The 15,021-nt window shown below is 33.1% G+C and carries 13 protein-coding genes; all 13 read right to left on the bottom strand.

What is annotated here, in order from left to right; genetic code table 11:
• Nucleotides 1–18 precede the first annotated feature (18 nt).
• The gene (locus INE92_RS02200; protein ID WP_008021510.1) at nt 19–465 is read right to left on the bottom strand and encodes a PepSY-like domain-containing protein; all 447 of its coding nucleotides are present in this window, start codon (nt 463–465) and stop codon (nt 19–21) included.
• A gap of 346 nt (nt 466–811) precedes the next feature.
• Complete coding sequence (locus INE92_RS02195; RefSeq protein WP_015532616.1) at nt 812–1,168, bottom strand: hypothetical protein; 357 nt, start codon at nt 1,166–1,168, stop codon at nt 812–814.
• 1,105 nt (nt 1,169–2,273) lie between these two features.
• On the bottom strand, nt 2,274–3,242 hold the full coding sequence (locus tag INE92_RS02190) for an NAD-dependent epimerase/dehydratase family protein (protein ID WP_151927930.1): 969 nt from the start codon (nt 3,240–3,242) through the stop codon (nt 2,274–2,276).
• Nucleotides 3,239–4,360, bottom strand: a complete 1,122-nt coding sequence (locus INE92_RS02185; protein WP_151927931.1) for a glycosyltransferase family 4 protein — start codon at nt 4,358–4,360, stop codon at nt 3,239–3,241. Before INE92_RS02185 ends, INE92_RS02190 begins: the two co-directional genes overlap by 4 nt.
• 24 nt (nt 4,361–4,384) lie before the next feature.
• Nucleotides 4,385–5,452, bottom strand: coding sequence for a glycosyltransferase family 4 protein (locus INE92_RS02180; protein ID WP_008643085.1), 1,068 nt, complete (start codon nt 5,450–5,452; stop codon nt 4,385–4,387).
• The gene (locus INE92_RS02175; RefSeq protein WP_008021503.1) at nt 5,452–6,717 is read right to left on the bottom strand and encodes an O-antigen ligase family protein; all 1,266 of its coding nucleotides are present in this window, start codon (nt 6,715–6,717) and stop codon (nt 5,452–5,454) included. The genes INE92_RS02180 and INE92_RS02175 overlap by 1 nt, the downstream gene beginning before the upstream one ends.
• Entirely contained in the window at nt 6,701–7,855 is a 1,155-nt protein-coding gene (locus INE92_RS02170) for a glycosyltransferase family 4 protein (RefSeq protein WP_008021500.1), read from the bottom strand. The genes INE92_RS02175 and INE92_RS02170 overlap by 17 nt, the downstream gene beginning before the upstream one ends.
• Complete coding sequence (locus INE92_RS02165) at nt 7,852–8,961, bottom strand: glycosyltransferase WbsX family protein (protein ID WP_008021498.1); 1,110 nt, start codon at nt 8,959–8,961, stop codon at nt 7,852–7,854. The genes INE92_RS02170 and INE92_RS02165 overlap by 4 nt, the downstream gene beginning before the upstream one ends.
• A 76-nt stretch (nt 8,962–9,037) precedes the next feature.
• Complete coding sequence (locus tag INE92_RS02160; protein WP_270828079.1) at nt 9,038–9,694, bottom strand: acyltransferase; 657 nt, start codon at nt 9,692–9,694, stop codon at nt 9,038–9,040.
• An 86-nt stretch (nt 9,695–9,780) separates the two neighbouring features.
• Nucleotides 9,781–10,686 (bottom strand): alpha-1,2-fucosyltransferase, encoded by a 906-nt coding sequence (locus INE92_RS02155; protein ID WP_008021494.1) that lies wholly within the window; start codon nt 10,684–10,686, stop codon nt 9,781–9,783.
• 1 nt (nt 10,687) lies between these two features.
• Nucleotides 10,688–11,929 (bottom strand): protoporphyrinogen/coproporphyrinogen oxidase, encoded by a 1,242-nt coding sequence (locus INE92_RS02150; RefSeq protein ID WP_008021492.1) that lies wholly within the window; start codon nt 11,927–11,929, stop codon nt 10,688–10,690.
• A gap of 354 nt (nt 11,930–12,283) precedes the next feature.
• On the bottom strand, nt 12,284–13,399 hold the full coding sequence (locus INE92_RS02145; RefSeq protein ID WP_015532609.1) for a WavE lipopolysaccharide synthesis family protein: 1,116 nt from the start codon (nt 13,397–13,399) through the stop codon (nt 12,284–12,286).
• Nucleotides 13,384–14,835, bottom strand: coding sequence for an oligosaccharide flippase family protein (locus tag INE92_RS02140; RefSeq protein WP_008643076.1), 1,452 nt, complete (start codon nt 14,833–14,835; stop codon nt 13,384–13,386). Before INE92_RS02140 ends, INE92_RS02145 begins: the two co-directional genes overlap by 16 nt.
• Nucleotides 14,836–15,021 lie beyond the last annotated feature (186 nt).

Raw genomic sequence — 15,021 nt, 5'->3', positions numbered from 1 at the left:
TCTATTTACTGCAACTAGTTAATCATCAGCCTTGATAAATTTTCCTTTCTTATCAAATTTGAAAGAAAGCCCGGTAGACAATTCAATCTCATACCCTTTGCGGTCACGTTCCACTTTCGTCACTCCTTCATTCACAAAATTATGTGCTTTCAGGTAGTTGACAGCGAATCCCGGAACAATACTAACAGGAACAGTCTGCCCTTTCTTAGCACTTACCTCTTCCCAGTTTCCCTTACTGTCAAAATCAATTTCCGTACCATCCATCAATACCACTTCATACTTGGTAGATTCCATCATATCCTTATCAATTTTGATATGGGCAACCTGTGGTTTTGTAAAATTACTATTGATAAAATTACGTGCCGGAAGCGGCAACTGATTCATGTCTTTAGTTATCACATCTTTTGCGAATGAAAACTGCACGGCTACCAGAGCCAGTACAAGTAGAGATAGAATTTTCTTCATAATCGTTATTCTTTTAGCGTTAATACTATACTTTATTCTATGCTACAAATAACGATACAGATTCCGGAAAGATTTAGGAACATTATGAGTTTGCTCTTTTTTTGTATTCTTTAACCATCTATTCTATTTTCCACTCCCCTATGGTACAACGTTCCCTTAAAACGCAATATACCAACGATCCTCACAGACAGTTGGTATATTTCACATATAGATACATATCAGTTTTTACACCGATACGAGGGTCAAGTTAAAAATATACCGCTGTACGATTTCTAACCTGCAAAATGTAGGGATTTCATGAGTTTATCATGAATCTAGGGACCTACATATTTCTTCATTTCAACATTTATTTTATACCATCCCAATGCATTACTACCACCCACTCTTTCGGTTGGTAAGTTCCGTGAAAACGGTGCGGAATCGTAGCAACCACCAAATCACAATTGGAAGCTAATACGGTTCTTAATTCCTTCAGCAACATATCCATTCGAACAATTAAATGAAGATACTTCATCATACACCGTATCACCCGTACATACTGATAAATGTACATATCCTCTCCCCGTCTTATCTCACTCAGTGTATTGGGAGAGATAGCAAATTCGCTGGAAAAGAAACTGTTACTGAAAATACGATCCGTTCCCATTAAAGCCAATACCAAATTGCTTAAAAACTCGTATGGTTTCTGTTTTTCTTTTGCCATGTCATTCTATGATTAATAATTTATAATATTTCAGTTTTTATTACTTTATCAAATATTGTCCACATAGGGAAACAATTAGCGATCCACTGCTAAAATCAACTGTCACTAACACTATTCGCAAAAAAGCATATTACGTGAGCTTCCTGCATTTTTTCGAGCACACAAATTTTCGTCCCTAAAAAAGAAACGAGAGTTTATCTACTGGATACAAGCAAGTTATAAATCTCACGCACCTCTTCTTTCCCCCACCAACGTGCCCTCCTTTCAAAAGGACAAAAGGACATAAGGACAAAAATCCCCTATGGTACTATAAAAATTCCAATGCCAACGACGAAGCCTATTAGTTGGGAAAGGAATTCCAGAAAGGAGCTCCTTTATTTCCCCGAAATTCGTACAATAATCTTACCTTATTGTCGAATGATTGTATTATTGAAGGCGAAAGCAAACGCGAACAAGATATCGCTCTTCTTTCCAAGCACGGTCCTTTCACTAAATAATCCTGACAATATACGTAATTTCGTTCAAGAGTTGACCAAGCATTTCATGACAGACAAAACGATTCAGGTTGGCGCAAAACACGATTTCAACATTCGTAAGGTAACACGTCTACAAAATCATTTAACATAATAAAGATCAGCAATATACCTCATGATTCTTATACTAAGATGAATAAAAACAGTCATATATGTCCTTTTTGTCCTTTTGTCCTTTTGGAGAGTCGGAAAAACATCGGAAGATTTGAAAAAAACATCTCAATGATTGAAATCAAACATTGGGATATTTCGATACAAATCTCCCAATGTTTTTTCTTTATATTTGTGTGTCTAAATACATCACTATACGTAAAATTAGGAAATATCAACGATCTTCACAGACAGTTGATATAGTGGGAAATTCACATCGGCTTTAACCTCCGATGTCAGGGCGTAGATTAGAAATGCGCCGTCGCGCTATTTCTAATCCACAATGTAGGAGAATCATGCTGTAAACAGCATGAAGCTAGGGACCTACATTTTTCTTCATCTCACATACGAAACACTCACGTGTTTATTACATCTCAACATTTTCAACATTTATTATATATACCCAAATTGTTTAAGAAAAATCATCTCAAACACTGACCATCATTATCTCTATACCAATCCTTAATAGCTTCTTCAAATGTATAATGAAACTTATACCCCGAATCAGCCAGTTTCTTTCCGCATATATTAGTAGAGATCATTAACTTCTTCACACGAGCAGGACAAATACCTAAAGCTTTTCCCCCTAACGGACCGACAATACTTGCAACTGTCATTAGAAGACTTCCCGGCACCTTGACAATGGTACGTTGTAGTCCCGTAGCCTTTTTCATCGTTTCTACTATTTGCTCGATAGTAAAAGCCGATTCAAATGTACAGTTATATAACTCTACTCCTTCACTATGATTCTCCAACCGGTAAAGCATAAAGCGAACCAATTCTTTCACATAAATGCAAGCTTTAATCGTATCTTTACGGCCCGGATAGAAGAACTTACCGCCACGGATACCCCAATACAAACGGGTAAAGTTACCATTTTCCCCTTTACCGAATACCACACCCGGACGAACAATAGTAAGTTGTCGTTCGTTCGGCTTTTTTGCCTGCCAAATCGTATGTATTTTTTCAGCCACTAACTTAGAAATTCCATAAGGCGTGTTCGGTGTGGGAAGCGTCTCTTCTGTTTTCAAATCTTCTGCTGCACCATAAGGAGCTATGGAACTGGTAAAAACGATTTTCTTTATCCCGAACTTCTCGGCAAAAGCGCATACATTCTCTGCACCACGAATATTCGTCTCAAAATAAGCCTGGTCCGGATGCCCCGGGGTACGATGAACGGCTGCAAAGTTAAAGATGACGTCTTCGGAAGTAACGGGAATATCAATGTTTATTTCAGAACGAACATCACAATTGATATATGTAGATTTACCTTCATGGTTATTCTCCACAATATCCAGATTGTATATTTTTGTACCCGGATATAAATTATCAATTAGAGCAATAAGGTGCGTACCGATAAAACCGGAACCGCCAAATATAAAATAACTCATTTCAATAGATGATTAAATTCATTATATTTTAACTCTACAAACTCCTTTATTTCCTTCTTAAAACGTTCTTCCGAAAAAGTCTCCGCATGGTTACGTATTATTTTAGGATCAAACGATGTTTCTAGTTTTTCAAATCTTTCTACTGCATCAATAACCGATTCTACAGTTTGTTCATAAAAGAAAAGACCTGTTACTCCTTCTTTTACTGTTTCCAAAGAACCTCCCCTGCCATAAGCAATAACAGGAGTCCCACATGATTGCGCTTCAATCGGAATCATACCAAAATCCTCATCTGCTGCAAAAACAAAGGCTTTAGCTTTCTGCATCTTTTCTTTTAGTACGGCAAATGACTGATATCCCATAACAGTTACATTATGCCCGGCAATCTTACGTATCTTTTCCAAATTAGGACCTCCACCAATCACAACCAGCTTTTTATTAGGCATACGACTGAAAGCTTCGACAATAAGATCTATTTTCTTATATCCCACCAAACGACTACTAGTTAAATAGAAATCTTCTTTCTCTACGCACAAATCAAAGTTAGAAATATCAATATTAGGGTGAATTGTTACAGCATCCCGCCTATATGTCTCCTGAATTCGACGTCCCACATAATCTGAATTACTTATAAAATAGTCAACCCGGAAGCTGGATATCAAATCCCATTTACGAATACGGTGAAGCATATATTTAGCCAGATATCCTTTCAAGCCTTTTGTCAACCCTGATTCTTCCAAGTATTCATGATACATATCCCATACATAGCGAATAGGAGAATGACAATAACAAATATGCAATTGATCCGCTTTGGTTAGAACTCCTTTGGCTACAGCATGAGAAGATGATATAATCACATCATATCCCCGTAAATCAAACTGTTCTATTGCAAACGGAAATATAGGCAAATACATCCTATGCTTCTTTACCCCTAAAGGTAACTTCTGAATGAATGATGTATGGACTTTATTCCAGTCAATCCCTAATTCGTCACAAACTTGTTTTTTAGCAACTAAGGTGTAAATATCTGCGTCTGGAAATACATCCGCAATAGCTTTGACTACTTTATCTGAACCGCCAACGGTTACTAACCATTCTTGAATGATGGCAATCTTCATCTTATTTCAATTTTAAACAATAACTTACTGATTTAAAACCTGTACATACGTATCTACAATAGAAGATATCATCTTTTCCATCGTAAAAGTTTTAAGATAAAGTTCACGAGAATTTATCGAATATCGATTCAACAAATCAGCATTTATCGATAATTTTTTTATTGCATCTACAGCTTCTTGTTCTGTTTTAAACACAAGCCCATTATAATCGTGAAGTACAACTTCATTATTACCAACCACATCTGTAGCGACTATTGGAAGCCCTACTGATGCAGCTTCAATTAGGGCATATGGTAAACCTTCAAAACGAGAAGTGGATAGATACAAATCAGCGTTCTTAAGATAAGACATGGGGTATTCTGTGAATCCAATAAAATTTATATTAACATGCTCTTCTACACTTTTTTGTTTTAATCGCACAAAGTCTTCTCCATCTCCCACCCACACAAATTCTATTTCATGATTATTTCTTAATGCTTTTGCTATTCTATATGCCATATCCATATTTTTTGCAAAATCAAAGCGAGATAATGAAATTATTACAAGTTTATTATCATATCTATTAAATTTAAGTCCCTCATCAGCAATAGCATTATATATTATAACTGATTTATCTGTAAACAAAAAACGCATCGATTTCCCAAGTTTAAACTCGCCATTTGACACTAAAATAAATTTATTTGTAAGATATCTTAAACTACGTCCTATTATTTTATGTATACAGGATATAAAATATGAAGAATAATTATTCGTAATCCCATGAAAAGTATGAACAACTTTAATCTGCGGCACAATTATTTTCAAAATTCGGGAATATAAACCTGCACCATTTCCATGAGAATGAAGTATACTAATATTGTTTTCAATAATAAAGCGTCTTAATAAGAATAAGTATTTAATACTGAACTTCCTATATGGAATATTTATACATTTCTTTATTTTAGGATGCTCCTGCCACAAATTGCCATATGGCTTACCCTGAGGGAAAGCTACATAAATATTGAAATCAGAAGGTAACTCTTCAATCAATTGATGAACATGACGCGGACCTCCTCCAAAATCTGCTCTAACTGTTATCAATAATATATTCATTACTCTAAATTCATTTGATTGTTTTTATTATTCTGTTTTTCACTAGCCATAATTCCCAAAACAATTAATACTTGACAATACAATAAATCCGAAGTTATTGCAGACCCAGAAATTAAACTACCTATCAAAAGTCCTAAAAAGTAAGTTGTAGAAATTAAACTCCATGGTCTAAAAACATTTGTACAAAGTTTAAATATCTCTTTCCAAAAAAGAATTGAATAAATGCTAGCAAACACTCCTCCATACCATAAAAATTGTACAAAATAATTCTCTGGCAATAATATAAAAGGATATTTTACTTTTAATGCTATCGACCGTACAATATCTTCATAAAAAGAATAATTGTATCCATATCCAGTCAAAATAAAGAAAGGATTATCTATCAAAGAAGAAAAAAATAATTTCCAAGCGCCAATTCTAAGTTCAATATTTCCTTCATTTCCTGTTGTACTTATAGCCTCTTGAGTATATAATATTTTATTTACTAAAGGAATATATTCACCATAAATACTCACCACACTAATTAAAATAATTAGAATTACAATATACCCTACAAAATATTTCTTTTTTCTTATTGTCTTAATTACTAGACCACATATTACACACATGAAACAAACTAAAGCTTCTCTACTAACAGAAGACATCAAATTTATAACAGTAAACATCAGTGTAGTAAGAAGCATTGATAATTTAATTTTTTTGGAGAAGAACAATACTAAAGCAAATGTAAATATAAGACATGAATAATCTCCAAAGACACCGTGGGCTGATAAACCTGACGAAACAAGAGACATTGATTTCAAATCAAAACATTTATTACTCAAACCTGAATTGAAACCATTGCCACTCCAAATAGAAACCGATTCTGACAGCTGAAACAAAAATAAACATAGACTTAAAAAAGAGCATAAAAAATATGAGTAAAGAATCTTACACAAAATTCTAGGGTTACATTTATATTCAACATAAGCCAAATATCCAAGAGGAATATAAATTATTCCTTTAATAACTTTCAGTAATGACGATATTTCAATAACATAAATAAAAGAATAAATAGTTGAGACTAACACTATTCCCCACATAGCCAAAACTATTCTCTGAAATTTAAGTCTAATAAAAGGAAACAATAAAGGAAAAAATACCAATAAAAATATTTCAACTAAATATAAATTAATTTCCCCCAGTTTTAACTTAGGCATGAAAGGAGTAAATATGGCCAAATAAAGAATTAATTTGCCTATGTCCAAATTAAAGTTGTTCTTCATACTGCTTTTCTATTGCAGAAGCAATAATTGCACTTCCATGTTCCCAACCTTTTTCCGTTTCCGCATAATCTTCCCGCAAATATCTCTCCATTTGTTTTATTATATACGGTTTTTTATACAGAAGCAAAATTGAATCAACAAGCTGTTTTACGCTTCGCGGCTCTATTAGAATTCCAGAATACTCATCAACAACTTCAGAAAGTCCTCCTACATTAGTCGCAATTACAGGTTTGCAATATGCAAAAGCAGTCATAATCACTCCACTTTGTGTAGCATCGACATACGGACAAACGACTATATCTGTATTAAATACATAATCAGCAATTTCCTCATTAGTAAGAAATTTGTGTATAAACTTAAAATTGCTATACTTAAGATAAGGATCTATATCGAAATATAACTCGCCTGATCCAGCTATCGTTAACTCTATATCTTGATAGCCTTGTTTTACTATTTCTTCAAATGCGGAACAAAGATATTCTATACCTTTATATTGAGAAATTATCCCCCAAAATAAAATCTTGAACTTTCCATCTTTTTTCTTATTACACGGTCTATAAACTTTCATAAATTCAAATGTACTCAAATTGGAACAAAATACATCTTGAGGAGATAGTTTATAATTTCTAATAAAAGCTTCATATTGCTTCGTATTAAAAATAACTTTATTACGAATCAGTTTAAAAGCAAGATAACGAAACAATATAAGCCACTTTTTTTTATATCCAGAATGAGGAAAAGGATCATGAACTAATAATACTATTTTATGATAGTAAAACAAAAACAACAATACAGTATAGGGAGCCGTTGTATCAGTTAATATAACACTAGGTGATATTTTTCTCACAACTCTTACCACATCATAAGCTTTCTTTATTGCGTTAAAAAAATTTTTATTAGTCAAAGAATAAATCAAGTAGGTTTTTTGAAGATTAAAAAATGAAGAGAACTTTGTCATTTCTTCATAATCTATAGCCCTATTGATTCCTCGTCTAATATTCTTTATACCAAATTTATTAGGAATATCCTGTCGACAATCAGTGACATAATACAAATCATAAGTTGTATTTAAACGCTTCACAATACTTAGATTTGGTTCCAATAATGCCATTTCAGAAACAAAAGCCACTTTTTTCATTTCCCTAATGTACTATTCAATGCCTCATGTAAGGCGTTAATATATCCCTTCCCAAATGTAAGATCAGGTTCCATATAATTACCTTCTCCCCATTCATTCCAGGATTTCAAAAAGATTAATTTATTTCTTTTATATTGAACTGTCTTAAGGGCATCTTCAACATGCAATCTAAAAAATTCAGGGGATTCATTTAAAAACATACTGCCTTTCATTCCACTTCGTGGAGTATGATCCCAATTAGGTACAATGCATGGAATCACATCTTCACTCCCATCTATATTTTTATTTATCAAATACGGAATGCACTTTTTATAATCAACAGCAAATTGAGGATAATGATAAAACAAAGATCTTATTTTCTGACGTATATAATATAATATTTTTCCTCTTTTATTTTGAGCATCAAATATGACACTAGCTAAACGCTGAAAAGTCACAGCATTATATCCTTTTTCAATAAACATCTCTTTTTTATTAATGCCACCTACTATATTAGCTACTATATAAATGCCATCCAACCACCCAGCCTCACGAGCCAATTGTTGAAACATATCAATATACTTCAGTGGTAAAGACACTGGATCATAAACAACTAAAAGAGGCATTCCATCTATCTTTATATATCTTTTATCCCTAAAAGCACGATTTAAATAAGAAAAATGCATTTCAATATCCTCCTCTCCCGGATATGTTTGTTCCATTAATAATTTATCTCCTGTGGAATCTTTATCAAATGTTTTAGAATACCAAGAATGATTAGCCCATGCTAAACAAAAAGGAAAATCAGGTTTACCAGATTCAAGAACTTCATCAAATACATCTTGCATAAGTCTCTTTCCATTTCCAAACCAATAATGCCAATAACAAAACCCAAATATTCCAGCTTCTTTTGCAAGTTTTACCTGCTGTTCTCGTACAACTGATAATCTCAAATCATAATAGCCCAAATCAGCAGGAACTCGCGGTTGCCGATGTCCTTTAAATAAAGGCTTAGCTTTACCAACATTTGTCCATTCTGTAAAACCATTTCCCCACCATTCGTCATTTTCTGAAAATGGATGAAATTGAGGTAAATAAAATGCAATAACTTGCGCTTTTCTATTCATATATTAATTTTATCATCATTTTTTCAACTTCGTTGTTGACAGTTAGCAATATTTTTACCTATATTGCAAATTCTTTTCAATCTAGCAATGTCATCATTTTAATGACTTTAGCTGGTACTCCCCCTACTACTGCTCCACTTGGAACATCATGAGTTACCACAGCATTAGCTCCGATTATTGCCCCATCTCCAATAGTCACCCCTGAAAGTATACGTGCACTCTCACCAATCCAAACATTATTACCGATCACAACAGGACCTTTTGCATAAAGTGGTCGCAACGATGGAGGAGTATTTAATTCTGACTCTATATTTTTACCATGAGAATTATCAGAAATATAGACATATCTACCTGTTAACACATTATTACCTATTGTAATACTATGACAAGCAGTAATATGACAATACTCCCCAATTCTACAATGACTGCCAATCTGAATAGAAGGAGTGTAATCGTATCCAGCATATTTATCCCATGCCGTAAGCACTATTCCACGAGAAAGAATTGTACCATAATCTATTTTAACATATTGTAGCCCTTTAAGCTGTCGCGCGTGATATATACGACCTTTAATGTCCTTGAAATGCCAATGGATAGCATAATTAAATAATCTACCACATACTTTGCCTGGCAATAAAAAAAAATATTGAAAAATATTACATAATGAAAATACGATCTTCGACAACATACTCATATTTCTTATTTTTCCAATGATTTCCTTAACAGTTTTCACTTAAAATATTTTTACATAAAAAACGATAAAATAACAGAAAGTTCAAACCATGGCATCAAATTTATTTAATACATTCTAGCACTTATTTACAATGAAATCCAATCTTCACACATTATATCACAAGTTGAAAAAAACGAATTGATTGGATTGAAAAATCTTTTGGGCCCAACAACAATCTTATCCTGATTTGCATTAAGCCATGCTGCCCACCAACTATAAGTACTATTTCCTATAATATTATGCTTAGCACATGACATCAACTGCATATCTCGAAAATTACGTTTCCCTGATACCTCATTCCAATCTACTAATATGTATTCAAATTCAGGAAGATTATCTTTTACCCAGCAAGGATTATCCGTGAATACATAAAAATGAGGGTTATTTATATGCTTTCTCATATAATCAATTGCTTTCATATAATAATCGACTGTACATAATCCTTTTCCCATCAATTCTGATTGCATATAATCATCACCTTTACGTAAGTGAATAGCTACAGAATTTTCCTGCGACATTTTTGCTGCAACCTCAATATTTTTTAATTCATCAAAAGGCAAAAAAGTAAACTGTTTACGTATATCATCCTCACAATGTCTAAAATACTTTTCGCTTTGCCAAAACCCCTTATAAATACAATTTCTAGTAGCACATTTCTCCATGTCAGGTACATATCCATACATAGGTTCGTCAATGTATACTTCATCACCGATAAAATTATGCCATTTCTTCATAAACTCTTGAAATCTTCGCTCCAAGCCATTTCGCGGTAAAGAAGGAAATACCCACTTAAAATGCCCCTCCGGCATTACTTTTATATCTATCGAGGGAAAAGCATCTTGAAGTCTAACCAATTCAAATGCCCATTGAGAACGTGGTTTAAAGTTACTTTGATCAAAACAGACATCTAACCCCTTAGCCATCAGCCCCCGACCAAAAGCATAATGAAACATTTGATTTGCCAATCCAGCATTTACATTTACGGCTATCATACTACTTCAATTTATTATTACACAAATCTAGAGCTGCCCCCATTGCTACATCCATATTATAATACTCCCATTCAGCAAAACGTCCAAGAAGAAATAGACCTTCTGGCTCAGTAACACATTTCACACTATTGACAAATTCACGTGTATCTTTTGCTTGGATTGGATATGTATAAGGAGCATAGTTATGTGCTATATATTTGGGATGATATGGTATACGAGAGAGATTATCAATAATATCATTCTTACTAATCTCATCTGTAAACTCAATGGTAGCCGACATTACTCCATTCGCACGATTTGACTCTGCAAAATTACCTGTACAAATGATACGGTGTGCCTCATGAATATGACTTGGCATATAAATCCAGCTATATGGATTATCTTCAATCTCACAAAGTACAGTTGTGGTACCATGGGCTTCAAGAGCTTCAATACCTTCAATATAAGCCGATAAGTCAACTCCTTTAACTATTAAAGGTATTGACTTCATATTGCCAGTAAAAATAACTCTATCACAAATCTCTCCGTTCACAGACCATCCTTTTTCTATTTTTTCAATAGATTTTACATCTACATTATAATGTATTTCAAGTCCTTCTGAAAGGCGGTTAGCGACAAACTGCGAACCCTCTTTTTTCGGATAAAAAAACGAACTATGTACAAAAGACCTTTCCTCAATATGCTTAAAATTATTATAAATAATATCTTCAAGTGTAGGCATTGGTAATTTACCAACCAACCACGACAGTGGAACGTTTGTCAGTGGACGACGCCAGATCTTTTCATTGTATGGTCGAAAATATTCACGATAAAGTGTCTCACCAAAACGAGCTCGCAAAAATTCTTCAAAATTAGTAGGTTCTACAGGCTTATTAGTAGCCATTAACACAATATCATTAATAAAATTTTTCATCATCTCATCTGAAAGTTGATAAGCATGATTCTCTATTGGATAAGCAATTATGGTATTATCAGCCATTGAAACAACTGAATTTCGATCTGCCATAGTAAACTCGTCTTTTTTGTCAAAATGACTCCAAAACCAATCCAATACATCCTGACGTTTTGTGTTAAAGACATGTCCTCCAGTGCGATGAAACAAATGTCCATGCACTCTATCACATTTTACCATCCCTCCTGGACGCGAATCTGCCTCAAATAGTTGCACATCATGTCCATACTCCTTAAGAACCTGCCCAATACTCAAACCTGATATACCAGCTCCGACAATAATATATTTCATATTCATATTATTTATTATTAATTTCAAAACTCTTCTTGTACACAAAAATTAAAGGAATTACAGTCCCTACAGCTACATATAACGGACACCACCATCCTGTGAATTCACTACATCCTAAATGCCATAAATGACCTTTTACTGAAGGATATTTTGCTAATATATTATAACCCAATTACATACAGCAAAGCAACTAAATTAAAGGCCAACATATACCCAATAAGAATCTGTAGCGATTGGTCTTCACAGCATAAAAAACTTAACACTATAAATCGGTCACTTATTACTAAGTAAAGTGAAAGGTCCATCGTCGTATAATGGCTAGAACACGAACTACAGAAACTATTAAATTTTTCATTATTCTATAGTGTAATTAGCCTTCTCGTTTTCCATCCACTCTTCATATATATACTTATGGTTCATGATATTAATAAAATCAGATGAACTTATATGCCGAAATGGATCTCTATAATTGTGCTTACCATCGTATTCACAGTAAAACTGTCCCAGGTCATTGAGTCCATACTTATTCCACAATGTCAATAAGTCCTCCGAATCTACAATATAGCAATACTCACCTAGAAAATTCCACCAATCTTTGAGACTTAAATCAGAATTATGATATTTCTGAATAAAGCGTTTGGTTATATTTATTTCAGACGCTGGCCACTTAGCAAGAGTTTCACCCGTCAGTACTCGCTTTGTATCGAAATTATCTTTTCTATAACAATGAATATTCCTATCATCATATGGAATATCAAATAAGTTTATAAGATCATCAGTATATCCAAAATAGAGAAAATCTTGCAGCCACATAGGATTAAACATTTGCCCCCAATTACCAGCTTGTGTTATTATACGTCCTTTCAATCCATAAACATTACTAGAAGAAATCGTATTTAATTCAACAAGGCTCTTAAGATATTCAAAAGCAAATTCACGATAGACACGTAAATCTGATCTATTCTTTAATGCAAACTCTGCTCCCAATTCTTTAGCTCTTTTCAATCCAGCCAAGCTTGTGCAAATTTGATAGTTTACATTCCCCAAGCCACACACAGGTATATCTTTATTCAAAACAACTTCGCACCCTAATAATTCCAAAGTCCGTACTATAGATGGGTCTGTATAATCCCAAGTACTAACTATGATAATTGCTCCCGGAAACAATCTTCTATATAATTTAATAGTCTCAAAAGTAAATTCATCACGCATCTCTATCAACCCTTGAAGAACAATAGCAAATTCACCAGAAGTAGTTGTAGTCTTTATATTACTAGGAATAAAATAATCTGCTTTTTTGGGGCGAAGTTTATAACAAAAATAGTTATCTGAATATTTTTCAAAACTACGAGAAAAAATATCTAGCATAACCTTTTCATTTCTACATAAACGAATCATCAATGAAATAGTACATGAAAAAAACTTTCGCAATATACTCTTAATCAACTGCATTTTTATTTCTTTAAACATTTATTTTGAACAATCGCAAGGCCTTCTAATATCAGCGAATCCTTTAGCAATAAAAGTGAAAGTACATATATAAAAGCTCCTACGCACATCATTATAATGCACATCAATAAATTATTCCAATTTAATGACTGAAGCACAAACAAGCCTCCCCCCATTAAAATAACAGCGAATAAATAATGTATTATTGATTTATCGAATAACCTAATAGAAATATACTTTCTTCCCATGATGTACAACCCTGTAGTTGCAACTAGTTCTGCAGCTAAATACCCCATAGCAGCACCATAATGCTTGAATGTAGGAATAGTCAAAAAACACACTAAGAGGTCTGTAATACATGCCATTAAAGTTACTTTCACCATAATATACACTTTCCCTTTAGGATAAAGAGTCTGCATCCCAAATACATTTGAAAGTCCCACTAAAACCAGCAAAACAGATAAAATCTGAGAAACACCTATAGATGGTATAAAACTATTACCACCCAAAATAGGTATAGCATATTGACTAACAAAGAACAGTCCAACAGATATTGGTAAAGAAACTCCAACAGTAAACGAATATACTTTTTGAGAGATTGTAGCAAATTCTTCATCTCTTCCTTCAGCCATCAAATTCGAAAACCGAGGTAGCAAAATTGCAGTTAACGAATCTACTATTCCAAACACTAGTGAAAACAATTTTATACCACCATAATAATAACCAACATATACATCATCAGTCATAAATCCTAAAATTACTGGATTAAGAGTAAGATATATAGTAGATAATAAAACTAATAAAAATGTTATACCTACAGACTTTAAATGCTTGTAAGGATTAATACTACGTCGATCAATATTACATATACACAAATATTTACGTAATCTAATAAAATTGAATACACTATTTCCTACCGATGTAAGAGTAATTGTAATACCATACCATAGAATATCATTTTTTGTCTTTACTAAAGTAAACAATAATATAATCCCAATCATACGGACAATCAAACCACGAACCGTAATATATTTAAAATCTTCAATGCCTTTATAAAACCATTCACATCCAATGGTAGTAAGAAAAATAGAAGAACTTAACAACAAGAAAAGAGGTAAATCTGTTTGTATCTTGGGAACTGTAAAACATAAAATAGCAACGACCAAATAACCAATCAAGGTAGTAATTCCATGTAGAGATAATATCTCAATCGTGGTAACATTAAGTTGCTTTCTATCGTTTCTCACTCTAGCAATTTCTCTTACTGCATATAATGGTATACCTAATCCTACAACTAAACTGATATATGATATTATTGATTGATAAAAGTTCACTTCTCCTATTCCTTCTGCTAACAAAATCCTAGATGAATATGGAAACGTTATTAAAGGAAATAGAATTCCAGAAATAGTATTCAATAGATTGAAAATATAATTAGCTGTTATTGATCTTGACATAAATATTAAAATATTTGCTTTATAAACAAGTTACATAGACCACTATTTCCTTAACCCTTCTTATACATTAATCATAGAAAGCCATACTAACCTTCTTTATCATATAAGTTATCGCCCAAAAAACATTTATTGGCTTTGTGTGTTAAAAATCACTTTTATCAAATATACTTCACAATAGAATACTAA

It is taken from the genome of Bacteroides xylanisolvens, assembly GCF_018289135.1.
Classification (GTDB): domain Bacteria; phylum Bacteroidota; class Bacteroidia; order Bacteroidales; family Bacteroidaceae; genus Bacteroides; species Bacteroides xylanisolvens.
The sequence above is the reverse complement of the archived record's forward strand: the minus strand, read 5'-3'. Positions and strand labels throughout refer to the sequence as shown.